This window comes from Streptomyces sp. NPDC050485 (assembly GCF_044458185.1).
In the GTDB taxonomy this organism is placed as follows: domain Bacteria; phylum Actinomycetota; class Actinomycetes; order Streptomycetales; family Streptomycetaceae; genus Streptomyces.
The window spans coordinates 446,506-471,887 of the sequence record NZ_JBITHR010000004.1 but is presented as its reverse complement, the minus strand read 5'-3'; the positions used below and the strand labels follow the sequence as shown (position 1 = coordinate 471,887).

Sequence of the window (25,382 nt, the reverse complement as noted above, 5' to 3'; positions counted from 1 at the left end):
GGAATGCGAGCACGACCGGCCATGTGAGTGTCTCAAAGTTCCGTGGCCCTCCCTCCCGGAGCCGACGGCATCGCCTCCTGCGTACGGGGGCCTTGGCGGAGCAGGCCGTGGACGCCGACAGCCAGCGTCCACGCCAGGATGGGAAACGCCGCGACCCGCTCCATGCCTCCCATACCGAGTCCGAGGTAGTAACGAGACAGGAAGAGCCCGAAGGCACAGAGCGCCGTGATTCCCAGCAGGCCGGTCACCCAGCGCAGTGGGCCCGGAACGCCGTCCGCCAGTCCGGCTCCAGCCAGCAGAAGACCGATGTTGCCGACCCCCATGATGAGCAGGGCGCCCAGCACGTGCTGGTTCTCGCCGACATCCGAGGGGGCCAGCCCCGCGAGCACGAATCCCGCACCGGCACCGCCCAGCAGAAGGCGGGCCACCGTCGCAGAAGCGCCCCGTCGCCACAGGGCATCGGTGAGGACGACGCCGATGACAAGCAGCGTTCCCAGGGCGATGGACGAGGCGTTCATGAGGTTGTGTTCGGGCGAGCAGATGTAGCGCGGTTCGGGTTGCGACTGCATCGCGCAGTGGGCGTTGCCCAAGTCGCTGATGTTGTTCCGCGCCCAACTGTACGGTCTCGTCCAGGCGGACTCGACGACCCCGTGGACCACGAAGAACTGCACCACACCCAAGACCCATGCGGAGTACCCGATCCGAGTTTTCAACCATCCACCTTCGTTCGCACGTTTCCTGTGCCAGCAGCGGATCACGCGGCATCCCCCGCAGACACTCCGGCAAGCCACCGCAACAGGGTGGGGCAGACCCCACGTGGCGGCACGCGCGGCACGACCCCCGGGGGCTGCACGGAACTGCGGCCACTTGTCCTTGAAGTGCCGCCGCAGGAGCGGCTGTTGTGGCTGACGGGATGCCTGATACGCCGACGAGACGGGGGCTGCGGGACGGCGACGCGCCGGTGGTCGAGGGCGGCCGGGAGTGGCCGAGGGGGTTCCGACGGCGTTCTCCGCCGGCTACGAGTCGCCTTCAACGAGGCATGCCGCCGTCCGCGACGACTGGCTCGGTCAGTTCGGCGGGACCCGGACGATGAACACCGAGCCCAGTACGCAGCATCCCGTCCCTTAGTAACCGCTAGTAACCGCTGAGCAGTGTTCGCAGCGCTCGGAGCGCGTCTGGCCCTGCGTCACTGTGCCAGCGGGCCGGGTCTGCGGGGCGTCGTCCCCACAGGAGCAATGTGCGTACGGCCGCGTCGCTCTCGATGGTGGCCGGCCCCTCAGGGACGGCAAAGTCGATGCGGGTGCCGTCCGCGTCGGCGGCGATCAGGACGTCGTCGGTCCCCGGCGTCCGCAGTCGGCCTTCGAACCGGCCGCCAGGACCGAGCTCCAAACCTGCCGAACCCCGGGCCAGCAGTGGCCGACCAACGGAGATCACGCTGTGCTGCGTCATCCATGGTGCGGCCAGTGACTCCACCGCGGTGCTGTCGTCCCCGGTCAGATCCCAACGGTGCAAGACCAGCTCTTCCCGCATGTGTTCGGCGAAGAACGCCGCCGTCACGGGGCGGCCGGTCCACATCACCGTGGTCTCCGGCGGCACATCGCGCGCGGCCGTCTCGGTCACCTCGGTGAGCTGTTCGCACCGCGTGGTGAACGCCGACCACAGTTCGGAGTCGGACAGCACGCGGTACGGGTCCTCACGGTCGAAGCCCCTGGTCTCGACCGGCTCGCCTGCCAGGTGTGCGGCGAGGACACGTGCCAGCTCCTCGGCGTTGCCCGTCTGGTGAATCAGCACATCGCGAACCGTCCATGCCTCGCACCATGTGCCGCTGTATGGGCGACGGACCTTTACGGCGTGCGCGAACGCCTCCCACTCCGGGAGGATGTCATTGACTCGGGATGCAACCACGGGGCTTGCAGTATCCCGAAGGACCAGATTCCAAACCTTGCATGCCATCCGCAATGTCCACCCGCAATACCAGACCGGTCGCCCGACCTGCGACCGCATCCTGGCCAGTCACCCGTCACCCGCCACCGACCGCCAGCCACCAGCCACCGATCACCGATCGAGGACTGCTTCGATCTCCTTGCCGCCGCCCGGCCGGGGTCTGACGCTGACGCTTCGGGACAGGAGCTGGACCATGGGCCATCCGAAGCCGCCCTCGTAGCCGCTGAGGTCCGGGCGGCGCTCCTGGGGCAGGACCGGGCTGGGATCCTCGACGATGACGCGCAGGGTGTCCCGGTCGGCCAGCAACGTCATTGCCGCTACGCCGCCCGCGTGCCTGAGTGCGTTGGTGACCAGCTCCGACACCACGAGCACCAGAACCTGCCCGGCGTCCGTGTCAACGTCGGGGCACGGCCCAGCGAGGAAAGCAGCGACGGCCTGGCGCGCCTCGGCGGCCAGCCTCGGGCGGCACACCACCTCCACCAGCCAGTCCCTCTCGGCGTTCTCCCTCACGTTGCCGTACTGCACACAGGTCACCTCGTCCGGAATTCACACAGCGCACAGCGCACCTTAAGGTGCTCGCCTGCCCGGCGGAAACGTGCCCCAAAACGCACGGTCGCCCGATAAGGCAATTTGCCCCCTTGGCTCCGATATGACCGCCATGAACTCACCCATCGAGGCCGCGAGCCCGTCAAAGACCGTCCGGTGCGTCCGGCCCGTCCGGCGCGGTACGGAATCGGGACCTCAGAACTGACCTGCCGACGGTTCCGCACCGGCGGGGACTTCGTAGATCTTTCCGTCGACACCCGACCGGTAGAGCTTCCCCGCCGAGAATCCGCGGTCGCCGTGTCCGTACGTGATCTGGGTGGAGAGGTACATTCCGGACTCCACGGCGCAGAGGCTTCCGCCCTCGGCCCGCCAGATCTGCCCTGCCGCGTGGGTGGCGATCAGCGGGCGTCCACGCCTGTCGAGGGTGAGCCCGTCCGGAAAGGCAAGGGCGTCGGAGGGGGCTGCGGAGATCCAGCGCCGCGGGTGCGACGGGTCGTCGACAGGAATGCGGTACAGGCCGGGGGCGATGGTGGTCTGGATGACGTAGACCTGCTTCCCGTCCGGGGAAACGGCAACGCCGTTGGGCTGGGGCACCTGGGCCCACGCCGGTTCGACCCGGCCGTCCGGCGTGACGCGGCCTATGTTCCGGCCGCCCAGAGTCGTGGTGTACACGGTGCCGTCGGGGGCGAGAGCCACGCCATCGATGCCACCGAGGCCCGAGGCGTACGTGGTGACCTGGCCGGATTCCGGATCCACCAGCAGGAGCCTCGATATCGGAAGCACGTCTCCGCTGAGGGAGTGCACAAGATCATTGCCGGTGCCCACGAGGAGTTGACCGTCGTCGCGGACGACGATCCCCCCGTTAGCACCGACATTCCCGGTGAGGGAGACGGGAGTGCTGCCCGGCGCGTCCATGCGGTAGACACGGCCGGTGAAGTACGCGGTGGCGAACATCCGGCCCCGCCTGTCGACGACGATCGACTCGACCCAATCGGGTATGTGCGCCACCTGGACCGGCGGCGCCGAAACCGTGGCGTCGCAGGCCGGTGCCGCGTAAGCGGGGGCAGGCACGAGCGCGCCACCAGTGGCTGCGGCCAACATAAACGCCGCCACGAGGGTGTGGCGGCGCCCGTGTAAGGCGGTGTGAAGCAGCCTGCTCAGCTTCGTCTTCATCGGTTCCCCTCCACGATCGGGCGGTCTGCCCGGCGAACTACCCAGCGAAGTATCGGCTTCAGGATCCCCCTGCGCCATCCCCTCCCCTGCCGACACACATGCCCCAGCAACTCCCAGCCGTCCGAGGTGAGTTCGCAGTGCCGACCCATGGGCTCAGCATCCGATCCCGCCTCCTCATGACGAGCGGCGGGATCACGTCGCCCCATTTCGCGGAGCCCAGCCCAGCCCACCCCGAGAGTCTGACGAAGCGTCAGATATCGGTGTCGCGCGGGTCGGGGTCGTTCTCGGAAGGCAGGCGGCGTAGCCTGTCCGCCGCGGTGGCCGAGATGTGCTGCCGCGCTTCCTCTCCGTGCTTGTCCTGGGGGTCCCATGCCGAATATCGTGCCTGTTTCCGCTGGTTGGAGGCGTCTGCCGGAAGGTCCGGACGTCTATCTCGCCGCGCCCGAGGACAGGAGCCCGACGGCGACGGTGGTGGTGGGCATGGAGTTGTTCGGCGTCACGTCATGGGTGAAGAAGATGTGCGAGCGACTGGCCGGCGCCGGGTATCTGGCCGTGGCCCCGGACTTCTACTGGCGCGAGGTACGGCGTGCTGAGCTCGGTTATGACGAGGCAGGCCGCAAGGCGGGATTTCAGCTGGTGGGCGGGCTGACCCCGGAGCAGGTCGCCGCGGACACCGCTGCCGCGCTGGCGGTGGGTGCCGGGAGCGGAGCCACCGGAGGCCGGGCCTTCGTCGGGTTCTCCCTCGGCGGCCACTTCGGACTGCTGGCTGCCACCCGGATGCCGCTGGATCTGGTCGTCAGCTGTTACGGCGGCTGGACGCTGGACGGCCTGATCCCACTGGCCGAGCCCGAACCGCCGCTGTCCCCGGCCGGTGCCGACGCCATCTCCGGACACGGCACCATGGTGCTGGGCCTGGTCGGCGGGCAGGACTTCCTGATCTCCGCCGACGAGTGGCGACGGCTGGGACAACGTCTCGACCAGGCCGACGTCAGCCATGAACTGGTCGACTACCCGCAGGCCGCGCACGGATTCCTGTGCGAGGACCGGCCGGAGAGCTACGACGCCGAGGCGGCGGCAGACGCATGGGAGCGGGTCCTGAAAGCGCTGGGCCAAGTGCCCCGCCAGGCCTGAACCACTGAGCGTCTCACCAGGCCGGGAGTCCGCGCGCGGAGCAGGATGCGGCCAGGGAAAGCGCGGGGCGCTACGGGCACGCGGCCACCGGCGTCGCAGGCTCGGGCGTCAGGGCAGGCGGACGGTGACCTCCGGGTTGGCCGGGGAGGGGCCGTCGAGCAGGGGCTGTGGGATTCCCTTCAAGTGCAGGTCGAGGAAGGCCGCGACGTACGTCCGGGTGATCTCTTCCGAACGCTGCGGGGAAGGCCCGCTCGGGAAGGGGACGTCAGCCAGCGCGGCGAGGAGGGGCAGGTCGGTGAACGTGCCGTGGTTGGAACCGGCGACCGACAACCAGCGCTTCCAGCCGTTCAGGTGGGACCAGGTGTCGTTCCAGGTCTTGTCCTGGTCACTGGACTGCTCGCCGAACATCAGGAAGGGGCGGCCACTGAGGCCGGTGTCGGGCACCGGGACGAAGAACCTGCCATCCAGGTTGATCCCGGCTCGTACCCGGTGGTCGACGGCCATCGTCGCCGCGCTGGCGGCCCCGCCGATGGAATGACCGGCCATGGCGATGCGCCCCGCGTCGATCAAGTGGGCGTGGCGCCATACCGGATGACGTCCGGTCAACTGGTCGAGCACGAAGGAGACATCCTTGGTCCGGCTCTCCACGATGACTCCCGGGTCCGGCGGGTTGTCGCAGATGGCGCAGGGCAGTGTCCGCCCGTCGGGGAAGGTCGTCCCCGTTGACTCATAGGTGTGGTCGACCAGGGCGACGACATATCCACGGCTGGCCAGGTCCTCGGCCAGCCCGCTGATCGTGGCCCTCGGCATGGTGAAGCCGGGGGAAAGGACGACCAGGGGGAACTTGCCGTGCACCGGGGTGGCGTCGGTGTGGGCCCAGGTGCGGACGGCGCTGAGCTTGTCGCTCGGCGGAGAACCCGGTGCCTTCCCCTGGAGCAGGAGCCGTGCTTCGTCGTCCGTCATATAGGGCGCGGGACCACCGGTGTTGGGACGCGCGGGGTAGTACATCGACACCATCAACTGCCGTGCCCCTGCCGTCGGTACCCAAGGGTCCTGGCGGTGCTCGTCGACGAGGTGAAGGATGCTGCGGCCCACGGCATGGGGGCCTGTCGGGCGGGGCAGCTCGGCCGAGACCTGGGCCGCGTCCGAGGCGGTGGGGTGAGGAGCGGTGGTGGTAACTGCGGGTGCGGGCGCGGCGAACGCCGGAGTCGCGCCGGTGACCGGCAGCGACAGCGCGAGCAGGCACACCGTGACCAAGGCAGTGGAACGGGTTCTGTCCATGCCGGAGACGCTAGGCCGCGGACATGGGACTGGGCATCGCCCTATGGAGGTACGTCATGGTCGCCCACGGAGTTGATGACGGGTCACCTTCAAGGATGACGGTCCCCGAGGCACCGGCCACGTGGGGCAACGGGCACGCTCTCTATCCTTGGCACATGATCGCTCTGCCACTCTCCGCGCTGGAAGTCGCCATGGTCCAGACCGGCACCCGCGCCGTGGACACGTTGCGGGACACCACCGAGTTCGCCCGTCGGCTCGATGACCTCGGCTATCGACGCCTCTGGTACGCCGAGCACCACCACTCCCCCGCCATCGGGGCCTTCCCTCCCGTCGTCCTGACCGCCCACGCAGCGGCATCAACGTCAGCCATCCGCCTGGGCTCAGGGGGTGTACTCGCCCCCAACCACGCCCCGATCATGCTGGCGGAGCAGTTCGGGACGCTCGCCGCGCTGCACCCCGACCGGATCGACATCGGCATCGGCCGCGGTCCGGGCACCTTCGACGAGTCGACCGCACGGGCCCTGCGTCGTGGGGCGGGACCGACGACGGACGACGAGTACCGGGAGGACGTGGCATCGACGCTGCGGTTCCTGGTGGACGAGGTCGCGCTCGGGCCGCTCCCCGAGCCGTGGCTGCTGTCGTCCAGCACGGCCGGTGCCGCGCTCGCCGCTGAGCTCGGCCTGCCGATCGCCTTCGCCCATCACATCCGGCCCGACAACACCCTCGCCGCACTCGACCACTACCGCGCCCACTTCTCCCCCTCCCGATGGTGTGAGCGCCCCCGTGTGCTGGTCTGCGTCGAAACCGTATGCGCCGAGACACAAGAGGAAGCGGTGCGGCTGGCGGGGCCGATGAACGTCATCAAGGCCGGGCTCCTCAAGGGACAGAGCGACATCCCCTTCCCGTCGGTCGAAGAGGCTTCCGCGCACCCGTTCAGCGCCGAAGAACAGCAGGCGCTGGCCGCGTTCGGCGCCCACCAGGCCCATGGCACCCCCGAGTTGGTAGTACGACGCCTCACAGAACTCGCAGCCACCACCGGAGCGGACGAACTCATGCTGGTCACACCGGTCCATGCCTTGGCCGACCGCCTGCGCTCGTACGAACTGGTCAAACAGCACACCGGTCAGCCGACGGCGCCGGGGAACTGAGTCCGCCCGAAGGCCGAGCCTGTCCACTCCGTCAAGGGCTTCTTCCACCTCTCGACGTGAATACCCGCTGCCGGCGCCTGTCGCCGCTGGACCAGTAATAGTCAAGACCTGTGGATGGAGATCCTTTAGAGAGCCTTCGTCATGAACGTACTGTTCGGGTCGGGTCGGTAGTCCGCGAACGGCTCGCACTGGATGAACCCGAACTTCCCGTAGAGTCTCCTGGCGGGCAGGAAGAACTCGGCTGCGCCGGTCTCCAGGCTCAGCCGTGTGAAGCCCATGGCCCGGGCCTCGGTGACGATGTGTTCCAGCAGTCGGGATGCGATCCCGCTTCGCTTGCGCGTCGGCGTGGTGCGCATCGACTTCAGTTCTGCATGCCCCGCGTCCAGCCTCTTGATCGCACCGCAGCCCACCACGGTGTCACCGTCCACGATCGACCAGAACGTGACCTCGGGCTTGCGAAGCTCGTCGAGGTCGAGGGCGTGTTTGCTCTCCACTGGCGTGATGGACCGCATCTGCTGGACGTGCTCGTTGAGGAACCTGGCGATCTCCGAGCCGGACAGGTCGTCCACCGTGATCTTCATTTTGCTCGCCCTTCTTCGCGGCTCTCGGCGCCGCAGGTGCTGTGCCATGTCCCCATGGCTGCTCCGGGAGCGGATGATGTTCGGGTGTTCGACGAGTGTGCCATCCCGCAGCGAGCTACCCGCAGTAAATACTTGCAGGTTGGTTGGGGCTGTTCAGGCTGCGTGGGCCTCAGCCGTTTGACGAGGTGTCCTCGTTCGAAGCGTGCGCCGTACTGCTTGGCGAACGCGGGACGGCCATAGCCGCGTGCTCGCGGTCCTCGGCGTGGTAGATGTCCTCCTAGACATGGTGCCGGGTGACAAGGCCGCCTTCGACGGTGAGACGCAGAGCGAACCGGGCGCGATACGCACGTCCGGTGAGCCGGGCGGTCTGGCGGATCTTGCCGAGCACGATCGCGTCGTTTCCGTCGATGAGGATGCGCTCGACCTCAGTCTCCGCGCGCTCCGGCACGTGGTGCTCGGCAAGTTCGCGATAGTGGGCGGCCGTGTCGGCTCGGGTGGACCGATGGCGGATCCACGGCGTGGCAGTCCGGCCGTGCTCGCCCTCCGGCCAGTCGAGCTGCCCATCACCCTGCTCGGCATACAGCTCAGCTATGCGCTCGGCGTCACCTTCGCCGATCCTGCGCAGCAACTCCTCAACCACAGTGCGCGTGTTCGTGGATGTGGCTATGGACATGGCTGATCTCTCCGCCCTGGCCCGCGTCCTGCGCGACGCGCGGAGATCGCCAATCCTGCCTACGCAGGCAGGCCGAGACGATTACCTCTGGCGTAAAGCCTGGCGTCAGGTCCTGTGGCCATCCACAAGCCGTTCTCAGCACCTCCCTTGACCGACCGATCCGGTACTCAAGTGCCCCTCAGGAACCGCCAGTTGAAAATGTCGCGCCGCATCGTTCCGGCTGTGGCAGGTTGAAGGCCAGCAGATCGAGCCGGCCCGGCAGACCCGCGTCGGATGCCCACCAACCCGCCCCGGAGTGTTCGATGCCGACACCAACACGCCTGGCCCCGTTGCTGGAGTAGTTCGACTTCGCGTGCAGGCGTCTGGCCGACCGCATGACAGGGCCGGTCGTGGACAGTGGCAACGGTACGGACGTCGAGGTCGGGCCCATGACCGACGCGGAGCACCTCTGGGAGCCGGTGCCCGGCTGCTGGTCGATCCGACGGCGTTCGGACGGCCCGGGAAGCCGGGCGACCCTCCTGGTCGGTGCGGGTGACTGGGGACGCGACTCCGCACCGAACCCCCACCCCACACCGCCGCCGTTCACCACCATCGCCTGGCGACTGGGCCATCTCAGCGAGATGCTGGCGCTGCGCGCCGACCACACGAGCGGCAGCCACGCCCGGACGCGCGACGAGTACCGCTTTCACGGCGACGCGGCCGGCGCGATCGCGGCGTTCGACTCCGGCGCCAAGGCATGGCGAGCCACGCTGCTCGGTGCCGATGACACAGCGCTCAACACGATCGGATACTGCACTTACCCGTACGGCAGCGACCCCGACGAGCCCCTGATCGAGATCGTCTGGTGGGTCAACCAGGAAGTGCTGCATCACGGCGCCGAGATCGCCCTGCCACGCGACCTCTACCGAGTACGAAATCACTGACCGCCAGCCTGCAAGGCGCCGGCCCGGCCTCGCCGCCGATGATTTCCTGGGGCGGTCAAGATCACCGATGGTCCTTCGCGATCGTGGCCGGTGGCAACGTCGCCCGGCGATATCGCGCGAGGTAGCGTTCGGCTGCCTCCACAGCGGCCGGGACCGCTCGCTCCCCCATCAGGATGCACAGTGTGTAGGCCGCGTCGTCGCGCGCCTGCCGGGCACCGGGATCCGACGGCGACTGAGCTGCTCTGCGTTCGCGGGTGCGCAGCACGACGAGCAGTTGATGGACGACGTACCAGTGCGGGGACAGCATTGCCTGCTCCAGAAGCGAGGGAAGGAAAGGACGTGGAGCCGAGAGACATGTTTGTCGGCACCACGTTTGCCGCACACACATGGTGGCCGCGCTCCGCAGGAAGAGCCGGAGGTGCAGAACCCCGCACATGACGCAGAGCCTGTCACCGACCGTCTGCCCAGCTCCGGAGGGCGTACCTCAGGTCATCCGGAACACAGGCTCGCCAGCCCCTCCCATCGTCCCCCCACCCTGCACCCCACGCACCGCAAAGAATCACGCTGCGTTACCGCCCGCACGCGCCACCAACCCGCCAGGCCCCGCGCTCGGGCCGAGACGCACCCGGTGCGGGCGCCGCGAAGCCGGCACGTGCACCGGCCAGGGTCGAAATCTGTGGGCGGTCCACACATCCTGTCAGTGCCGCAGCCACAGGTCCTGGTTGCCGACGATGACCACCGTCCCGTTCGGGAGAGTCGTCACGGCGGCGGGTGGCCGGGCACGGCAGCCGAGCTCGCCGCGCCGCCATCCGGTCGGGGTGCCGTCGCCCGACCGTGCCCGTCGGCAGGCCGTTCACCGTGGTCGCCGTCCAGTGCGCGCCGTCGTCGACGGAGTGCCGGACCAACAACGTGCCGGTGGCTTCGGTGGTGAGCGCGTTCGAGGAGCAGCCGCCGACCGCGATCACCTGCGCAGCGTCGGCCCGTTCCGGTCGCGGAGTTGGACGACACCGGACACGGGATTCAGGGTGAGCCGGGTGCAGTCCGTGTTGCCGGACCAGTTGACGGGCACGCTCGCGTAGCCGTTCTGGTAAGTCCCCACTCCGAGCGCGCAGTTGCCCTGCGGCACGAGGAGCCCCGCAGGCCCTCCCCCGGCGGGACGTAGCCCTCGTTGTCGGCTGCGGGCCATTGCACGCTGTCGGCGTACCGTACGAACCCCAGCTTCTCGGCGCCGAGCTGCGCCGTCCCGGGTGGCGAACCGGCCGTGCGCGTACCGCAGGCCGACCGCGAAAGGACCACCACGGCTGCCCCGGCGCGCGCCCCGGCACCGTCGGCACCCGGCCAGAGTGCGCCAAGTCCGGGGCGACCATCCGGCCTGGACACCCTCCCCGCGATGGAGGGATCGCCTCAACTTGCAGCCGGAACACATGATTCGAGGACGCGAGGTGTCCGGTTCCGACACGTCCTGGCTACGGCCCCCATTATTCGTCCGGATATTCATCGGATATCCGCGACAGAACGGCCGTGACCGTCAACGAAACGGCATGCCCGTCTCTCCGCCATGGATTCGGTTGGCCGAAGCTGAGCCATTTTCCGGTGGCGGGATTCCGTCCTGCCGCCTGCTCGCTTGGAGTACGGCACTGTTCACTGGTTAACGGCCATCGGACGGGGAAACGTGCGAGCGATTCGGCCGGAACACGATGGTGGCAGCGCCGGAAAGATCGGGGAACGGAATTGCCATGACGATCGAAGAAAGCACAGCACTTGCCGACAGTGTCGTCGGCACCCTGGAACAGCACCTTGTCCATGATGTGGTGCCGCTCCGCCTGCAACGGGCCCGCACGGAATTTCTGACGCAGGGATTTGCGAAGACCGGATTCCTCGCTCCGCCGGACGTCAAGAAGTACGTGGCGGAGGAGACCGAGGCCCTCATCGCCCGGCACGCCGTGCGACGGGACGGAGCGTTCGCCGAGACCGGCGGCACACCGCGGCGCATGCACAACGTGCGCCGCGCCGAGATCGCCGAGCACGGGCGGATCCTCCCCCGCCTGTACTCCTCCACCGGGCTCCGGGAGGCCCTGGCCGCGGTGGCGGGAGAGGAAGTACTGAAGTGCCCCTATCCCCCTGAGCAATTCGTCATTACCGAGCTGACGCAGACCGGCGACACCCATGGCTGGCATTGGGACGACTACAGCTTCGCCCTCGTGTGGGTGATCGACTGCCCGCCGCTGGAGAGGGGCGGTTTCGTCCAGTGCGTACCGCGTACGGAGTGGGACAAGGAAGATCCCCAATTGCACCGGCACTTCGTGTCACGCCCCATCCACTCCGTCGAACTCCACCCGGGAGACCTCTACTTCCTCCGGTCCGACACCACCCTGCACCGCGTGTATCCGGTGACCGGAGGCAGGCGGCTCATCGTGAACATGGGCTATGCCGCGCGGCGTGACCTGGCCAAGCCCATGTCCCACGAAACCATGGACGCCCTGTGGGCCGAACCCATGGTCCGGGACACCATCCCCCGCGGAACGGGACGGGAGAGTTCTTGACTGACGACCTCGGCCTGCGGCGGCACATCGGAGTCCCCGGGCTCGTCGTCCATTACCTGACCTCCGTGCTCGGCGTCGGCCTGCTGGTGATCCCGGTTCTGGCGTGGACCACGGCGGGGCCGCTGTCGCTGCTGGCCTGGGGCGTCCTGATCCTGTACAGCTATCCGTTCGCGCTCGTCTTCGCCAAGCTCTCGACGCTCCACCCCACGAGCAAGGGAGTCGCGCAGTTCGTCGAGGCGGCCTTCGGCCGACGCCCGGGCCGGGTGGCCGCCCTCTACCTCCTGATGACGCTCCTTGCGGCCAATCCCGTACTCGGACTGATCGCCGGCCGCTACCTCCTGGCCGCGCTGGCTCCGGGCGCCTCCAACCAGGCGTCCCTGGGTACCGGCGGCCTGGTCATCCTCGGCTGCATCGCGTTGAACCTGCTGGGCGTCAAGGTGAGCGGGCGCGTCCAGCTCGCCGTGCTGGTGGTCGTCACGGGGGTGCTGTGTGCGGTCATCGTCCTGGCGCTTCCCCAGGGCGACGCGGCGAGCCTCCATCCGGTCGCCCCGCACGGCTGGGCCGTCTTCGGCGACTGCCTGCTGATCTGCTTCTTCGGCTTCATCGGGTGGGAGAACGCCGCGCCCATCGCGGAAGAAGTACGTGATCCCGCCCGGGCCTTTCCACGCGGCATCCTCTGCGCGGTCTGCGTGGTGGGGGTCCTCTACTTCGCCATGGCGCTGACCGTGGCCCTCACCCTGCCCTCGGACCAGAACACGGAGGAGGGGCTCACCGGCTTCACCCGGCTCCTGAGAATCGCCACCGGCACCGACCACGCCACCGCCGGCTATCTCGTGGCGGCCGTCCTGCTCGTCCTCACCACCAACGCCTGGTGCCTGGGCACCTCCAGGGTCGTGTTCGCGCTGGCGCGCGAAGGCATCGTCCCCCGGGGCCTGAGTCGCATTTCGCCCCGCACCGGCACACCAACGCGGGCCGTGCTCGCCCTGGTCCCCGGCTACAGCCTCACCGTTGGCCTCCTGGTGGTGACGGACTCCAACGAGTCGGTCCTCATCAAGGCGTCCTCGGCCGCCTACCTCCTGGTCTTCCTCCTCGCCTTCGTGTCCGCCGTCCGCCTCGTCCGCACCGGACCGATGCGCTGGACGAACTACCTGGTGACGGCGGTCACCGTGCTGATGCTGCCGTTCATGGGCATCAGCATCGGCTACGCGGCCGCCATGTTCGCCGCGGCCCTGCTCATCGAGGCGTGGCTGACACGGCGGGAGCGGACCGGACGGTGCCCAACACCCCTGTCCGACGCGGCTTCCCGACCCGCACCGTCCAACGCGCCAAGCCCACCCAGCAGCACCGCATCGCTCGAAGGGGAGCCCCAGCACAACCACCATCGCAACCCGCATCACCGCCCGGATCACGACCCACGAGAGAGGTGACGCCATGTTTGGCCGCCACATACTCGGCATGACGGATTTCTCCGGCGACGAGTTGCACGCCCTGCTCACGCTCGCCCTGCGCATGAAACGCCGTGAGGACACCCATCCCCACCTCACCGGAACGGACTTGGGGCTCCTCTTCCATGTGCCCTCCACACGCACCCGGGTGTCCTTCCAGGTGGCCGCGGCCCAACTGGGCGGGCGCAGCTACACCTACGGCCCGGAAGAACTGCGGCTGGCCAACAACGAGACCATCGAGGACACGGCCGGTGTGCTGAGCCGCTACCTCAGCGCCCTGGTGGTCCGCTGGTACGACATGGCCGACTACGGGGCGGGACACCGCCGGCTGCGCACCATGGCCGAGCATGCGTCCATCCCGGTCATCAACGCCCTGGACGACGAGGAGCACCCCTGCCAGGTGCTGGCCGATCTTCTGACCCTGCGCGAGAGGTTCGGCGACGGACTGCCGCAGCGCCGGGTCGTCTACACCTGGGCGTACTCCTCCCGGCAGAAGACCCCGGGAGTGCTGCACTCCTCGTTGCTGGCCGCCGCGCTGCTCGGCCATCACGTCACGTTCGCGCATCCGCCCGGCTTCGATCTCGACGAGCGGTACGTCAAGCAGGCGCACGCCCTGGCCGCCGCATCCGGGGCGCGGCTCGACTTCTGCGACGACATGGCCGAGGCGGTGCGGGGCGCCGACGCCGTATACGTACAGAGCTGGAAATCCCTCCAGCTGACCGGTCAGCACGAGTGGCAGGCAAGGACCCGGCTGGCCGACCGCTGGCGGGTCACCGAGCCGCTCATGGCGCTGGCCGCGCCCGGCGCGCCGTTCCTGGACTGCATGCCGAGCAACCGGGGCGAGGAGATGGACGCCGAGGTCAAGGACGGGCCCCGGTCGCTGATCTTCGAGCAGGCCGAGAATCGTCTGCACGCCCAGAAGGCGCTGCTCGCCATGGTGCTGGGCTCCGCCGCACGAGCGGACGGCCCGGCCCGAACCGCCGAAGACGAGGGGGCGCGGCGATGAGCGAGCAGGATGGCACAGGCGGCTCGGAGGCCAGCCGGGTGGTGCTCGTGACGGGAGGTGCCGGAGGTATCGGTGCGGCTGTCTGCCGGCGGCTCGCCGACCACCGCACCACGCTCGTGGTGGCGGACCGGGACCCCGAATCCGCCCGGGAAGTCGCCCTGGAGGTACGGTCGTCGGGCGGCCGGGCCGAGCCGTTCGCCTGCGATCTGTCCCGGCCCGAGGACGTCGACCGGCTGGTCACATCCGTTGTCGATCGCTTCGGCGCACTACACGGGCTCTGCACGGTCGCGGGCAGCATCCGGCGCGGCGACGTCACGGAACTGACACCCGCCGACTGGCGCGCCACCTTCGAGGACAACCTGGACTCGGTCTTCCTGACCTGCCGGGCCGCGATTCCCCATCTGGCGGGCGCCGGCGGGGGCGCGATCGTCACGATCGCCTCCGGCTGGGGACTGCGTGCGGGACGTCGCGCGGCAGCGTACTGCGCGGCCAAGGCGGGCGTCGTCATGCTGACCCAGGCCATGGCTCTGGACCATGCCCCGGAGGGCATCCGGGCCAATTGCGTGGCGCCGGGAGACGTGCGGACCGCGATGCTCGAACGCGAGGCCCGCCAACTCGGCCGCCCGGTAGCCGAGTTCTACGCGGAGGCGGCCGACCGTCCCTTGGGGCGGATCGGGGAGCCGCGGGAAATCGCCGACGCCGTGAGGTTCCTGCTCAGCGACGAAGCGTCTTTCGTCACCGGTGCGGTCCTCACGGTGGACGGCGGGGGCACCTTGTAGATGGCGTACCGCAGCCGGTGTCAGCTAGTCGATGTCCATGGCATCTCCCTGCTGCGGCTGCTGCGGCGCTCCCCCGTTGTTGTGGATGACCTCGATCAGCTCGCCCTTGGCGTTGCACTTCTCCACACGGAGGATGAACTCGGGCCGGATGCCCTTCCAGAAGATGACTTCCTGCTGCTGCACGAAGGAGGTGGTTCCCAGGGTGTCCACCAGGTCGATGCCGCCGGGAGCGTTGATCACGTAGCGGTAGCCGCTGCCGTCCGTCTGCCGGGCCCATTCGGGCACATAGCCGCCCTCGGAACGGGTGGTGCTGACGAAGCCGGTCTTCTGCAGGAGCTTCTGGTAGTGCCGGAGGCTGGGCGGCAGTTTCTCGTTCCACGGGGCGAACCCGCTGCCGAGGATCTCGCCGGGCGCCCGCTTGTCCCAGCGGTAGAGGAGGTGGTTGTCCTGCCGGTAGCGCAACTCTGGGGCCGGGCGCCCCTTCTTCCTGTCTTGGCGCAGCGTCTTCACCTTGCTGGGGTGAATGCCGTACGTGCTCTTGCCGAACCCCGCCGCCGGCTGGGGGTTCGTCGTGGTGTCACGCGGGAGTTGGTCCCGCGTGGCCATGAACTGTTGGTAGTCCTCTTCGAAGGCCTCCGAGTCGTAGCCCCCGTCGTCGATCTCTTCGGCATCCGAGAAGTCCGGCGGGTCGAGGTCCATCTCCATCGACCCCTGGCCGGTGGCCCGTTGAAGGGTCGGCTCCGATGCCGTCGGCGCAGCGCTGTCACTGTCGGCGGTGGCGGTCCGTTGCACGGGAGCGGGGCCGGCCATGACCCGCTGCACCTGGGGCTGCTCGTTCTGCTGATGGCCGCATCCGGCACCATGCTGGTGCTGCTCCTGGGCCCATGCGTGACCGGACCGGCGCAGCATCTGCACGGCGGCGGCGTTGCCCGCGGCGCCCTGGAACGCGCGGAGCCCCTGCGCCGACGGCGCGCCCGGTCCCTGCCACTCGGTCGACGGTCCCGTCCTCGCGGCCGGGGCGCGGCTGGGCCTTTTCTCGTAGCCCGTCTTGCCGTTGTCTTGCGTCCGCACGGAGGAGCCCTTCCAGTGAGCAGGGTGTGAACTTCCTGCATACATGTGTGTGGGCACCTCCGGCGAGGTGCGTGGGGGCAGCCCTGGATGTCCGATCGGGCAATGCCGTCGGGTGTCCCCCAGGGCAAGGCGGTTGGGTGTCCGATAGGGCCACGCCGTCTGCTCCGCGTCTCGTGAGCGTCCCGCCGTCGCTCCTCAGGCGATACCGAGGAGCTGCCCCAGGGTTCCGCCGAGCACGAGGTCGCGCAACTCCCCCGGTACGGTGGCGCGTTCGACGGTGGTGCGGGCGAGTACGGGGTCGCCATAGGGTGCGTCCGAACCGAACACGGTGCGCTCGGGGAGTTCGCGGATGGCCAGCCTGACGGCGAACACCACCGGGGCCGTGGAGAGTTCCAGGTACATGTTGGGTGTGTCCCGCACGACTTCGATGGCCGTCATCCAGTTGAGCCCGCCGAGTTGGCTCACGATCAGCGGGACCGTGGGGTAGCGGGCGGCCAGCCCGGACAGCGTGTGCAGGTCCTCGGCCGTGGTCGGGGCAAAGCCGTGCACGACGACGGGCAGTCCGCCGTGGTCGTGGGCCGCCCGGAGCACCGGGTCGAGCCGGGCGGCTTGGCCGGGAGGCGGGGTGAGTTCGCCGATGCCCCGCAGCCCGCGCCCCACCACATCCCGATCGACCGCGACGGCGATCTGTTCCTCGGAGAGGTCCAGCCGCACAGAGCCGAATCCGATGAATCGATCAGGATGGGACGCCAACGCCTCGTCGAGCTCCCGCCACGCGGCGCGGTAGCCGTCGCCGCCGGTGGCCTGCCCTGTCAGGGCCCTGTCCAGAACGCTCATCTCCTGGCGTACGGATTCCAGGTCGGTGGCCCGCTCCGGGTGGGGCCGGGTGGCGAGGAGGACCGCACGGTCCACGCCTGCCTCGTCCAGGAGCGCGAGGTGGCCTTCCACCGGGTCGTGAACATGGCTGTGGGCATCGATGATCATCGTTCGTCCTCTCGTGCCGGAGACCGCGGGAATGCGGCCGACCCGCTCACTGTTGCTGCTTGACACTGTTGGAAGGTCAAGCGCGAAAGGACCCAAAGGGCGTGCTCATCGGTGAGTTGGCCGAGCGGACCGGGACCAGTGAGCGCCTGCTGCGCTACTACGAGCGGGTCGGACTGCTCACCCCGCAACGGCGGCCCAACGGCTACCGCACGTACGACGTGGCCGCCGAGGAGACCGTCGTACGCATTCGAGCGCTGCTCGCGGCGGGCTTGCCGACCCGGGTCATCCGCCAGGTGCTCCCCTGTACGTCCGCCAATGCCGACGTGCTGCCATGCCCTGGCGTGCTGGGCGCCCTGCAGGAGCAGTTGCACGCCCTGGACCAGCGATCGGCCCAGCTCACCACGGCCAGGCAGACCCTGCTCCGGACGATCGCCGCGACGGAACAAGCGTCGTCCGGGGCCGGTGGGTCCGGGGGGTAGTGCGGGCCGGCCGGGGCCGCGGCAGGGAGGGCGACGCTGCGGACTTCCGCACCGCACGGCCCAGTGCACGAGCAGGATGACGAAAGGGTCACGTCCCGCCACACCTGGCGCCGCCGGGTCGTTGGCCAGCTCATGGAGCAGACGATCCTCGCGCCGCCGATGCCGAGCGGACACGTGCCATCCTCCACGGCGTACTGGCCGGCGTCCGACACCCCGATCTACGACGCCGTCGAACGCGACTGGCTGGCCGCGGACCGCGAAGTGCCCCCACGCCGCCGGGTCACGCCGCCTCCTGGCGACTGGACGTGGGAAGACATGGGGGATCTGTTCCGCCGTGGTTGAACGTCGGCCGAGTCGGCCCTCGTACCGGCCGCCGCTACCCGTCGCCTGAGCCGGCACCCGAACCGGAGTCAGACCCGGAACCCAGGGCGCGGTATGCGCGGCGATGTCTCCGACCCGCCCCGGGGGGAGGCGCCGCCGAACTTGCCCGCCGTTCAGCGAACAGCGGGGGCCGGGTCAGCGTCCAGAGATCAGGACGGCGTGCGGTGTTCGGGGCTCGAACCCGGACGCCCGAGGGCGCTCAACCAAAGAAGTAACCGCTGCCTGCGCACCTGGACGAGTTCACCCTAGCCGGATCGGAACCTGACAGGCATCCGAATTCGAACGCTGCCCCAGTTGGCGGCGCGGCACCTCACGTGTCGGCGCCGCACCACCGCCCGCAGGCCGCCGGGCCGCTCGCTGTCGTAGGGTATCTCCGTCGCAGCACCGCACGGAGCCGGAGCAAGTTGAGCGTGTCCTCGTCCTTTCAGTCGGTCCTGGACCGCATCGCCACCGAAATCGCGGCCACGCCGGGCCGCGGCCGCCCGGCCGACTACATCCCGGTCCTCGCCTCGGCCGACCCGCAGCGCTTCGGGATGGCCGTCGCCGAACTCGACGGGACGGTGTACGGGGTCGGCGACTGGCAGCAGCCCTTCTCCACCCAGTCCATCACCAAGGTCTTCACCCTCGCGCTCTGCCTCTCCAGGGAAGGCGAGGCCCTGTGGGAGCACGTCGGCCGCGAGCCTTCCGGCAACCCCTTCAATTCCCTGGTGCAGCTGGAGTACGAGGCCGGGATCCCGCGGAACCCGTTCATCAACGCGGGTGCCCTGGTCGTCACCGACCGCCTCCACACCCTGACCGGCGACGCCGCCGACACCCTGCGCGACTTCCTGCGCAGCGAGTCCGGCAACCCACGCCTCACCTTCAACGAGCAGGTCGCCACTTCCGAGGCCGCACACAGCGACCGCAACGCCGCGCTGGCCCATTTCATGGCGTCGTACGGGAACATCACCACCCCGGTCCCGCACCTCCTCGACCAGTACATCCGCCAGTGCTCGCTGGAGGCGTCCTGCGCCGACCTGGCGCGCGCCGCCGGATTCCTGGCCCGCCACGGGATACGTGCCGACGGCTCGTCGCTGCTCACCCGCAGCCAGGCCAAGCAGATCAACGCGGTCATGCTGACCTGCGGCACCTACGATGCCGCGGGCGACTTCGCCCATCGCGTGGGCCTGCCCGGCAAGAGCGGAGTCGGCGGCGGCATCATCGCCGTCGTGCCCGGCCGCTGCACCCTGTGCGTATGGAGCCCCGGCCTCGACGAACGCGGCAACTCGGTGGCCGGCGTCGCGGCCCTGGACCGCTTCACCACCCTGACGGGCCTGTCCGTGTTCTGACCCGGCCAGAACACGGACAGGGTCAGAACGCGCCGCCGAGCAACAACCTGGCACGACCATCCTGTACCTACTAGTATGTACAGTCATGCTCACCGGGCAGCTGAATCCGAGAGGGGACCTGACATGCCGTTTGTCCGCATAGACGCGCTGGGGGCCGACAGTGAACGCCTCGACGCGCTCGGCCGCGCCGTGCATGACGCCCTGGTCGAGACGATCGGCATCCCGCCCGACGACCGGTTCCAAGTCCTGGTCGGCCATGACGGCACCAGCAGCACACTGCGCTACGACGACTACCTCGGAGTCCACCGCGACCACGGCATCGTGTACGTAGCGATCACCATGCGCTCCGGGCGGACGCCCGCGCAGAAGCAGGCGCTCTACCGTCGGATCGCCGAACTCGCCCACGCGTACGCGGGCACCCAACCGCGGAACGTGTTCGTCACCGTGACCGAGAACGAGTCGATCGACTGGTCCCTCGGCAACGGAGCAGCACAGTACGCCCCGTCCCCCGATACGGCCAACCCGCTCTCGTCAACGGCTCCCGTCAGTTAGCAGGCCTCAACTGCCCAGCGAAACCAGGCACGCGGGGCCCTGCTCCGCAGAGCGAATTACGCGTGCAGGGTCCCGTCCAGGACCGTAACGGCGTTCCCCGTGAGGTGGACGCGGTCGCCGTGCAGCGCGGTACGGATCAGGCCCGTGCGCGCGGAGGCCTGGAGGCCGGTGAGGCGGACGCGGCCGAGGCGCGCCGACCAGTAGGGGGCGGGCACCGTGTGACTGCAAGCAGATCGCCGAGCGCGTCGGCACGGAACGTCGCCTCGGGCTTGACGGCCAGAGCGTCCAACAGGCCCTCAGGGATGGGGACTTGGGTACCGGGTGCGGCCGGGAAGTCCAGGGTGATGCCGCCTTCCTCATCGGAGTGCGTGACCAGGACGCCGTACTCCCGGCTGCGGAACCGGAGCGTGCCGCCGAGCCCCCGTTCAGTGCGCAGTACGTGCGCCGTGGCCAGGGTGGCGTGGCCGCACAGCTTGGCTTCGACGAGCGGGGTGAACCAGCGGATGGCCCAGTCGGCCTCGCGGCGGGCAGCGGGAGGGCGAACGCCGTCTCCGAGTGGTTCATCTCGGCCGCGACCCGCTGCATCCAGCCATCTTCCGGCCACTCCCCCGCGTGCAGGAGACACACACCCGCCGGGTTCCCGGAGAACGGACGATCGGTGAAGGCGTCGACCACGTGAAAGCGCATGCCGAGAATGTAGTGACGCGACCTGACGTACCGCCAAGTCCAACTCGTGGCGAGTGGACTGGCTTCGGGGGCCACCGCCTGCCACCGGCCCCGGGCTCCGGTGAGCCGGTGGGGAAACGCGGCGAGGCCCCCACACGCGCACCGACCCCCCACGCGGACCCCATCGCCCCGGAATTACCCCGGACGTAATCGCGCCTGCCCCGCGGCGCGGGCCACAGTAGGTGCACGCCGCACACAGCGGTCGGTCACACCACAGGGCGGGGAGAGTCTCATGCCGTACTTCACCAGTTCAACCGACGGAACCAAGCTCCACTTCATCGACTACGGTCCGGCCGACGGCGCCACGCTGGTGTTCGTCAACAGCTCCTACTTCGGTACCGAGATGTGGGAGCTCCAGATGCTCCCCCTCGCCTCCGAGGGCTACCGCTGCATAGGCCTCGACCGGCGCGGCCACGGCAAGTCGGAGGATGTCTGGGGCGGTTACGACCTCGACACGCTCGCCGACGACCTGGGCTCGCTCCTCGACCACCTGGACCTGCACGACGTCACCCTCATCGGGCACTCCCTCGGCACCGCCGAGGCGGTGCGGTACCTGACCCGGCACGGCAGCGGGCGGGTGGCCCGGCTCGCTCTGGTCGGCGGCATGGCACCGGGCATCGTGCGGAGCGACGACAATCCCGACGGGCTGCCCGCCGAGGTGATCGCGGCGGCCAAGGAGACGTTCCGCAGGGACCGCGCCGAGTTCTTCGTGAGCGGTGCCGACGCCTACTTCGCCCTCGGTCTGCCCGGCAACGACGTCTCCGCCGCGTATGTCCAGAAGGTGATCCAGGACTGCCACGGCGCCACGGCCCGTGCCGCGACCGCCGTCCAGACCAACTTCGAGACCCTGGAGATGGCCCCCGAAGTACGGAAGATCGACGTCCCCACGCTGGTGATCCACGGCGACAAGGACGCCTCCGCGCCCATCGACCTCACGGGCCGCCGCGCCGCCGCCCTCATCCCCGGCAGCACCTTCAAGGTGTACGAGAACGGGGGGCACGGCCTGTACGTGACCCACGCCGAGCAACTCAACGCCGATCTGCGGGAGTTCACCGCCCGCTGATGCGGATCCGGACCGCTCGCTGCAAGATGCGGCCACGCGCGCCCCGGTGAAGATCCACGGGTGTCGACAGAACACATGTGGGTCATACACAGTGGCCTCCCGTGTTTCGTGACCGAGCCAGCAGTGCCGAGGAGCCACCGTGACCAAGTGGGCAGGCCGGACCGCCACCGAGATCGCCGACGCGGTCCGCCGCAAAGTGGTCACGCCCAGGGAAGTGGTCGCCGACCACCTCGCCAGGATCGCCGCCGAGGACGGGCGGATCGGCGCGTTCCGCGTGGTGCGTGCCGCCGCCGCGCTGGAGGAGGCGGAGGCGGTCGGCGCGCGAGCGGATCTGTCCCGGCTGCCGCTCGCCGGCGTGCCCGTGGCCGTCAAGGACAATCTGCCGGTACGCGGGGAGACCACCCGCCACGGCTCGGCGGCCACCCCGGCCGCGCCGGCCGACGACGACCATGTCACCGTCGCACGGCTCAGGGCGGCCGGAGCGGTGGTGGTGGGGCTCACCCACGTACCGGAGTTGTGTGTGTTCGGCACCACGGACGGGGTGCACGGCATCTCCCGCAACCCCTGGGACCCGGCGCGTACGGCGGGCGGCTCGTCCGGGGGCAGTGCCGCCGCCGTGGCGGCGGGCCTCGTGCCGATCGCGCTCGGCAACGACGGCATGGGCTCCCTGCGCATACCCGCCGCCCACTGCGGCCTCATCGGTCTCAAGCCGGGCACCGGGCGGGTGCCCGTCGACCTCGGCGGCGCCTGGTTCGGGATGTCGGAGAACGGCCCGCTGGCCACGACCTCGGCCGACGCCCGGCTGATGTTCTCGGTGCTGGCGGGCGACCATTCGACCGGTGGAGTGGTCGACGAGGCCGCCCCGGCCACCGAACCCGCCGAGTCTGACGCAGACTCCGGCTCCGGCAAGTCCCGGGTCGGCCGCACGAGCCCCGCCCACCAACCGCACCCCCTCAAGATCGCCTTCTCCACGCGCAGCCCGATCGCGGGGGTCCGCGTCAGCGGGCCGTACGCGGCGCTCGCCCGCCAGGCCGCCCGTACCCTCGCCGAGGCGGGCCACCATGTGGCGACCGCGCATCCCCCCTACCCCCTCTCGTTCGGAGCGGTCATCCTCGCCCGCTGGACGGGAGGCACCGCGCAGGACGCCGAGGGGCTCGACCCGCGATTGCTCATGGCACGCACCCGGCGCCACGCGGCCGTCGGCCGGTTCGCGGGGCGGCTCGGCATGCTGCGCACGGACCACCAGGCCGCGCTGAACGAGCGCCTTGAGCCGTTCTTCGCGGAGTACGACGTGCTGCTCACCCCCGCGCTGGCCCGCCGCGGCCCGGCCGCCGACCCCTGGCACCAACGCGGCTGGCTGGCCAATGTGCTGGTCAACACCGCCTGCTCCCCGATGACACCACCGTGGAACCTCTCCGGCCTGCCCGCTCTCGCGATGCCATTCGGCTCCCTGCCCACCGGGCTGCCCGGCTCCGTCCAGCTCGTCGGGCGCTCCGGATCGGAACACCAACTCCTTGATGTGGTGGCTCAGTTGGAGGAGCTGCGCCCGTGGCGGCGCACCGCGCCCGCCACTCCCGCTCACCGGCCTGACTGACGAAGACCAGCGGGTGAATCCGGAGGGAGCTGCCCGGCGATGCCCCGGACCGGGCGCTCCCGTAGGCCCTCTCGTAAGTGAAAGATTCAACCGTCCTACCGCACAGGCGAGTTGGGGATCTCAAGGTGACTCACGTCGCGCACACATGGCATGATCAACCTTCACGTTACCCGTCGGTAATGCCCCCTCCCCCAACCCGAAGGTCACACCTACGTGCGCACGCTCACCAGACGCCTCCTGATCCCTGGTCTCACCGCGGTGGCGCTCGCCGCCACCGGCTGCTCCTCGACGACGCACACCGGCGCCGCCGAGGTGGGAAGTTCCACCACCACCGCGTCGAACGACAGCACACAGCGGCTCGACGTGGCCGCCGCGCCGCTGGGGTCGTCCGCGCCGACGCCGCTGGCCCGCACTCGTACCGGCAAGGGCCAGCCCGAGAAGTCCTCGCTGAAGGTCGCCTCCTACGACAAGGCGAGCCAACGGGCCGTCATATCGACCGCCCCGCAAGGGCACTCTCCTTCGCCGAGCCACTCCCCCGCGGCCGACAAGCCCGTCACCGTCGGCGACATCATCGCCAGCGCCCCGGCGCCCGGCGCCCCCAACGGACTGCTCGCGAAGGTCACCGAGGTCGTCGGCAAGACGGACCGCGGCACCGAGGTGAAGACCGCTTCCACGACACTGGCCTCCGTCCTCAAGGACGACAAGGCCGACGGCAAGGTGCCGGTCGACCCGTCCTCGGTCACGGTCGTGCCCCTGATGAAGGGCGTCACCTTCTCCTGGGCGAAGAGCCAGGGCGTACAGTTCGGACCCCATGGCGCGAAGCTGCCCCTCGGCAACCTGCGGCTCGACGTGAACGCCTCGGTGGACACCGCCAAGGACGCTCCCGCTTCGGCCGCGGCATCGGTGTCCGGCTTCGTCCAGCTGGCCCCCGAGGTGGAGTTCTCGTACGACGGCAGCACCGGCGGCGGGCTCGGCCTGAAGTCCGCCTTCCTCGGGATGAGCGGCGACTGGTCCTCGCAGTGGGCGCTCAAGGGACGCGCCGCCGCCAGCACCGGTGCGCCCAAGCGGATCCCGTTCGCCGCACTGCACACCGCTCCCGTCATCCAGGTGGGCCCGGTGCCCGTCGTGGTCAACCTCGACCTGACCTGCTACGTCCAGGTGGAGGCCGACGGCCAGGTCACCCTCGATGTCCAGCAGGACGTCAAGGGCGACTTCCGGGTCGGCGGCAGCTACGTCTCGGGCAAGGGCTGGGCCCCGGTCAGCACCTCGGCCGTGCACAGCACCCCGGTGAAGGCGAGCGTCACCGCCGCCGGACGCGTCAAGGGCGCCCTCGGCGCGGAAGCCTCCGTCGGACTGTACGGAGCCGTCGGTGTGAGCGCCGACTTCGCCCCCTACCTGCGCGGCGAGGCCGACGCCAAGGCGGAGGCGTCAAGCGACGGCAAGGCGTCGGTGACCGGCTCCTGGGCGCTGTACGGCGGCTTCGACCTGAGCGGCCAACTCCACTTCCAGCTCTCCCTGTTCGGAACACCCGTCATCGAGCACCGGATCCCGCTGGGCACACTCAACCGCGAGTGGTCACTCGCCGGCGGACACGCCCAGCGGTAGACCGCCCGCTGAAACCCCGTGCATGAGGGATCAGCAGACCTGGCCCACGCCGTCGATGCGTCCGCCGAAGTCGCTGGTGTAGTCGATCCGGCTGTCGCCCTTGTGCACGGGCCGGGTCTCCTTGGGGTCCCAGTTGATGAAGCAGCCGTCGGCGCTCGACACGAACGACCCGACGTTGTCGTGGAACGCGGCCGGCATGTCGTGGTAGCCGTTCTTGGCGACCCATTCCCAGCTCTGGCCGTCGTAGCGGGCCCCGGTGTAGAAGCAGATCGACCCGTCCGTACAGGACGGCGCGGCCGGGGCCGCCACCGCGTTCGAGACGGGCATGAGCACGGCGGTCAGCGAAAGAGCACCGGCCAAGGACCAGAATCGCAGCTTCATGGGAATCCTCCTCGTTGAACCGGTGGCGACGGTTGCGCCCCGATG

Annotated in this window: 26 protein-coding genes and 1 pseudogene; 14 read left to right on the top strand and 13 right to left on the bottom strand. The window is 69.5% G+C overall.

The genetic code is table 11. The features are described 5' to 3' along the window. Positions 1–32 precede the first annotated feature (32 nt). The 4 genes from ACIBK6_RS11400 to ACIBK6_RS11385 all read right to left on the bottom strand — a co-directional run bounded on the left by ACIBK6_RS11400 (position 33) and on the right by ACIBK6_RS11385 (position 3,561). Positions 33–713 carry a DUF998 domain-containing protein gene (locus ACIBK6_RS11400; protein WP_399050872.1) on the bottom strand — a complete coding sequence of 227 codons (681 nt, stop codon included), beginning with the start codon at positions 711–713 and terminating at the stop codon, positions 33–35. A gap of 421 nt (positions 714–1,134) precedes the next feature. Then, entirely contained in the window at positions 1,135–1,953 is an 819-nt protein-coding gene (locus tag ACIBK6_RS11395; protein ID WP_399050870.1) for a maleylpyruvate isomerase N-terminal domain-containing protein, read from the bottom strand. Between the two features lie 102 nt (positions 1,954–2,055). After that, positions 2,056–2,469 carry an ATP-binding protein gene (locus ACIBK6_RS11390; RefSeq protein WP_399050868.1) on the bottom strand — a complete coding sequence of 138 codons (414 nt, stop codon included), beginning with the start codon at positions 2,467–2,469 and terminating at the stop codon, positions 2,056–2,058. Positions 2,470–2,685: 216 nt separating this feature from the next. Then, positions 2,686–3,561, bottom strand: a complete 876-nt coding sequence (locus ACIBK6_RS11385; RefSeq protein ID WP_399050865.1) for an SMP-30/gluconolactonase/LRE family protein — start codon at positions 3,559–3,561, stop codon at positions 2,686–2,688. A 483-nt stretch (positions 3,562–4,044) separates the two neighbouring features. Here ACIBK6_RS11385 and ACIBK6_RS11380 point away from each other — a divergent pair, with 483 nt between their 5' ends. Continuing rightward, positions 4,045–4,794, top strand: a complete 750-nt coding sequence (locus tag ACIBK6_RS11380) for a dienelactone hydrolase family protein (RefSeq protein WP_399050863.1) — start codon at positions 4,045–4,047, stop codon at positions 4,792–4,794. Between the two features lie 108 nt (positions 4,795–4,902). Here the strand turns inward: ACIBK6_RS11380 and ACIBK6_RS11375 are convergent, their stop codons facing one another. Then, on the bottom strand, positions 4,903–6,075 hold the full coding sequence (locus ACIBK6_RS11375) for an alpha/beta hydrolase family protein (protein WP_399050861.1): 1,173 nt from the start codon (positions 6,073–6,075) through the stop codon (positions 4,903–4,905). 155 nt (positions 6,076–6,230) lie between these two features. On the opposite strand from ACIBK6_RS11375, the gene ACIBK6_RS11370 reads away from it, so the two are divergent. Continuing rightward, positions 6,231–7,223 carry an LLM class flavin-dependent oxidoreductase gene (locus ACIBK6_RS11370; RefSeq protein WP_399050859.1) on the top strand — a complete coding sequence of 331 codons (993 nt, stop codon included), beginning with the start codon at positions 6,231–6,233 and terminating at the stop codon, positions 7,221–7,223. Positions 7,224–7,348: 125 nt separating this feature from the next. Here the strand turns inward: ACIBK6_RS11370 and ACIBK6_RS11365 are convergent, their stop codons facing one another. Together ACIBK6_RS11365 and ACIBK6_RS11360 are read right to left on the bottom strand one after the other, a co-directional pair. Then, complete coding sequence (locus ACIBK6_RS11365; RefSeq protein ID WP_399050857.1) at positions 7,349–7,804, bottom strand: GNAT family N-acetyltransferase; 456 nt, start codon at positions 7,802–7,804, stop codon at positions 7,349–7,351. Positions 7,805–8,081: 277 nt separating this feature from the next. Beyond that, positions 8,082–8,477, bottom strand: a complete 396-nt coding sequence (locus ACIBK6_RS11360; protein ID WP_399050855.1) for a nuclear transport factor 2 family protein — start codon at positions 8,475–8,477, stop codon at positions 8,082–8,084. 362 nt (positions 8,478–8,839) lie between these two features. On the opposite strand from ACIBK6_RS11360, the gene ACIBK6_RS11355 reads away from it, so the two are divergent. Then, positions 8,840–9,400 carry a DinB family protein gene (locus ACIBK6_RS11355; RefSeq protein WP_399051004.1) on the top strand — a complete coding sequence of 187 codons (561 nt, stop codon included), beginning with the start codon at positions 8,840–8,842 and terminating at the stop codon, positions 9,398–9,400. A 61-nt stretch (positions 9,401–9,461) separates the two neighbouring features. Here ACIBK6_RS11355 and ACIBK6_RS11350 read toward each other — a convergent pair whose 3' ends face one another. Both ACIBK6_RS11350 and ACIBK6_RS11345 read right to left on the bottom strand, forming a co-directional pair. Further along, a complete protein-coding gene (locus tag ACIBK6_RS11350; protein ID WP_399050853.1) occupies positions 9,462–9,707 on the bottom strand; it encodes a DUF5133 domain-containing protein in 246 nt (81 codons plus the stop codon). A 654-nt stretch (positions 9,708–10,361) separates the two neighbouring features. Beyond that, complete coding sequence (locus ACIBK6_RS11345; protein ID WP_399050851.1) at positions 10,362–10,526, bottom strand: hypothetical protein; 165 nt, start codon at positions 10,524–10,526, stop codon at positions 10,362–10,364. Between the two features lie 610 nt (positions 10,527–11,136). Here ACIBK6_RS11345 and ACIBK6_RS11340 point away from each other — a divergent pair. Genes ACIBK6_RS11340 through ACIBK6_RS11325 form a run of 4 tightly spaced genes read left to right on the top strand, consistent with a single transcriptional unit; the run spans position 11,137 to position 15,173 of the window. Beyond that, a complete protein-coding gene (locus ACIBK6_RS11340; protein ID WP_399050849.1) occupies positions 11,137–11,943 on the top strand; it encodes an ArpA protein in 807 nt (268 codons plus the stop codon). Beyond that, on the top strand, positions 11,940–13,370 hold the full coding sequence (locus ACIBK6_RS11335; RefSeq protein ID WP_399050847.1) for an APC family permease: 1,431 nt from the start codon (positions 11,940–11,942) through the stop codon (positions 13,368–13,370). Before ACIBK6_RS11340 ends, ACIBK6_RS11335 begins: the two co-directional genes overlap by 4 nt. Positions 13,371–13,374: 4 nt before the next feature. After that, a complete protein-coding gene (locus ACIBK6_RS11330; protein WP_399050845.1) occupies positions 13,375–14,394 on the top strand; it encodes an ornithine carbamoyltransferase in 1,020 nt (339 codons plus the stop codon). After that, positions 14,391–15,173, top strand: coding sequence for an SDR family NAD(P)-dependent oxidoreductase (locus ACIBK6_RS11325; RefSeq protein WP_399050843.1), 783 nt, complete (start codon positions 14,391–14,393; stop codon positions 15,171–15,173). The genes ACIBK6_RS11330 and ACIBK6_RS11325 overlap by 4 nt, the downstream gene beginning before the upstream one ends. Before the next feature lie 24 nt (positions 15,174–15,197). Here the strand turns inward: ACIBK6_RS11325 and ACIBK6_RS11320 are convergent, their stop codons facing one another. Next, positions 15,198–16,244, bottom strand: a complete 1,047-nt coding sequence (locus tag ACIBK6_RS11320) for a hypothetical protein (RefSeq protein ID WP_399050841.1) — start codon at positions 16,242–16,244, stop codon at positions 15,198–15,200. 195 nt (positions 16,245–16,439) lie between these two features. Next, positions 16,440–17,228 carry an amidohydrolase family protein gene (locus tag ACIBK6_RS11315; protein ID WP_399050839.1) on the bottom strand — a complete coding sequence of 263 codons (789 nt, stop codon included), beginning with the start codon at positions 17,226–17,228 and terminating at the stop codon, positions 16,440–16,442. A gap of 101 nt (positions 17,229–17,329) precedes the next feature. Here ACIBK6_RS11315 and ACIBK6_RS11310 point away from each other — a divergent pair, with 101 nt between their 5' ends. From ACIBK6_RS11310 to ACIBK6_RS11295, 4 genes are all read left to right on the top strand, one after another. Continuing rightward, positions 17,330–17,707 (top strand): MerR family transcriptional regulator, encoded by a 378-nt coding sequence (locus ACIBK6_RS11310; RefSeq protein WP_399050837.1) that lies wholly within the window; start codon positions 17,330–17,332, stop codon positions 17,705–17,707. A 63-nt stretch (positions 17,708–17,770) separates the two neighbouring features. Next, positions 17,771–18,049, top strand: coding sequence for a hypothetical protein (locus ACIBK6_RS11305; protein WP_399050835.1), 279 nt, complete (start codon positions 17,771–17,773; stop codon positions 18,047–18,049). A gap of 443 nt (positions 18,050–18,492) precedes the next feature. Further along, the gene (locus ACIBK6_RS11300; protein WP_399050833.1) at positions 18,493–19,416 is read left to right on the top strand and encodes a glutaminase; all 924 of its coding nucleotides are present in this window, start codon (positions 18,493–18,495) and stop codon (positions 19,414–19,416) included. Positions 19,417–19,539: 123 nt separating this feature from the next. Next, complete coding sequence (locus ACIBK6_RS11295) at positions 19,540–19,968, top strand: tautomerase family protein (protein WP_399050831.1); 429 nt, start codon at positions 19,540–19,542, stop codon at positions 19,966–19,968. Positions 19,969–20,024: 56 nt separating this feature from the next. On the opposite strand, the pseudogene ACIBK6_RS11290 reads toward ACIBK6_RS11295, so the two are convergent. Continuing rightward, positions 20,025–20,655 (bottom strand): annotated as a pseudogene (locus ACIBK6_RS11290) (PhzF family phenazine biosynthesis protein). Positions 20,656–20,926: 271 nt separating this feature from the next. On the opposite strand from ACIBK6_RS11290, the gene ACIBK6_RS11285 reads away from it, so the two are divergent. From ACIBK6_RS11285 to ACIBK6_RS11275, 3 genes are all read left to right on the top strand, one after another. Further along, complete coding sequence (locus ACIBK6_RS11285; RefSeq protein ID WP_399050829.1) at positions 20,927–21,757, top strand: alpha/beta fold hydrolase; 831 nt, start codon at positions 20,927–20,929, stop codon at positions 21,755–21,757. A gap of 139 nt (positions 21,758–21,896) precedes the next feature. Next, positions 21,897–23,351, top strand: coding sequence for an amidase (locus tag ACIBK6_RS11280; RefSeq protein WP_399050827.1), 1,455 nt, complete (start codon positions 21,897–21,899; stop codon positions 23,349–23,351). A 213-nt stretch (positions 23,352–23,564) separates the two neighbouring features. Continuing rightward, positions 23,565–24,956 carry a hypothetical protein gene (locus tag ACIBK6_RS11275; protein ID WP_399050826.1) on the top strand — a complete coding sequence of 464 codons (1,392 nt, stop codon included), beginning with the start codon at positions 23,565–23,567 and terminating at the stop codon, positions 24,954–24,956. A gap of 30 nt (positions 24,957–24,986) precedes the next feature. Here ACIBK6_RS11275 and ACIBK6_RS11270 read toward each other — a convergent pair whose 3' ends face one another. Beyond that, complete coding sequence (locus tag ACIBK6_RS11270) at positions 24,987–25,337, bottom strand: peptidase inhibitor family I36 protein (RefSeq protein WP_399050824.1); 351 nt, start codon at positions 25,335–25,337, stop codon at positions 24,987–24,989. Between the last annotated feature and the right edge of the window lie 45 nt (positions 25,338–25,382).

What these genes read in the sequence shown, in the direction of transcription:
- ACIBK6_RS11270 (WP_399050824.1), bottom strand. Translation starts at nt 25,337, where the DNA reads ATGAAGCTGCGATTCTGGTCCTTGGCCGGTGCTCTTTCGCTGACCGCC.
- ACIBK6_RS11370 (WP_399050859.1), top strand. Translation starts at nt 6,231, where the DNA reads ATGATCGCTCTGCCACTCTCCGCGCTGGAAGTCGCCATGGTCCAGACC.
- ACIBK6_RS11285 (WP_399050829.1), top strand. Translation starts at nt 20,927, where the DNA reads ATGCCGTACTTCACCAGTTCAACCGACGGAACCAAGCTCCACTTCATC.
- ACIBK6_RS11325 (WP_399050843.1), top strand. Translation starts at nt 14,391, where the DNA reads ATGAGCGAGCAGGATGGCACAGGCGGCTCGGAGGCCAGCCGGGTGGTG.
- ACIBK6_RS11350 (WP_399050853.1), bottom strand. Translation starts at nt 9,707, where the DNA reads ATGCTGTCCCCGCACTGGTACGTCGTCCATCAACTGCTCGTCGTGCTG.
- ACIBK6_RS11395 (WP_399050870.1), bottom strand. Translation starts at nt 1,953, where the DNA reads ATGGCATGCAAGGTTTGGAATCTGGTCCTTCGGGATACTGCAAGCCCC.
- ACIBK6_RS11295 (WP_399050831.1), top strand. Translation starts at nt 19,540, where the DNA reads ATGCCGTTTGTCCGCATAGACGCGCTGGGGGCCGACAGTGAACGCCTC.
- ACIBK6_RS11340 (WP_399050849.1), top strand. Translation starts at nt 11,137, where the DNA reads ATGACGATCGAAGAAAGCACAGCACTTGCCGACAGTGTCGTCGGCACC.
- ACIBK6_RS11315 (WP_399050839.1), bottom strand. Translation starts at nt 17,228, where the DNA reads ATGATCATCGATGCCCACAGCCATGTTCACGACCCGGTGGAAGGCCAC.
- ACIBK6_RS11330 (WP_399050845.1), top strand. Translation starts at nt 13,375, where the DNA reads ATGTTTGGCCGCCACATACTCGGCATGACGGATTTCTCCGGCGACGAG.
- ACIBK6_RS11360 (WP_399050855.1), bottom strand. Translation starts at nt 8,477, where the DNA reads ATGTCCATAGCCACATCCACGAACACGCGCACTGTGGTTGAGGAGTTG.
- ACIBK6_RS11365 (WP_399050857.1), bottom strand. Translation starts at nt 7,804, where the DNA reads ATGAAGATCACGGTGGACGACCTGTCCGGCTCGGAGATCGCCAGGTTC.
- ACIBK6_RS11375 (WP_399050861.1), bottom strand. Translation starts at nt 6,075, where the DNA reads ATGGACAGAACCCGTTCCACTGCCTTGGTCACGGTGTGCCTGCTCGCG.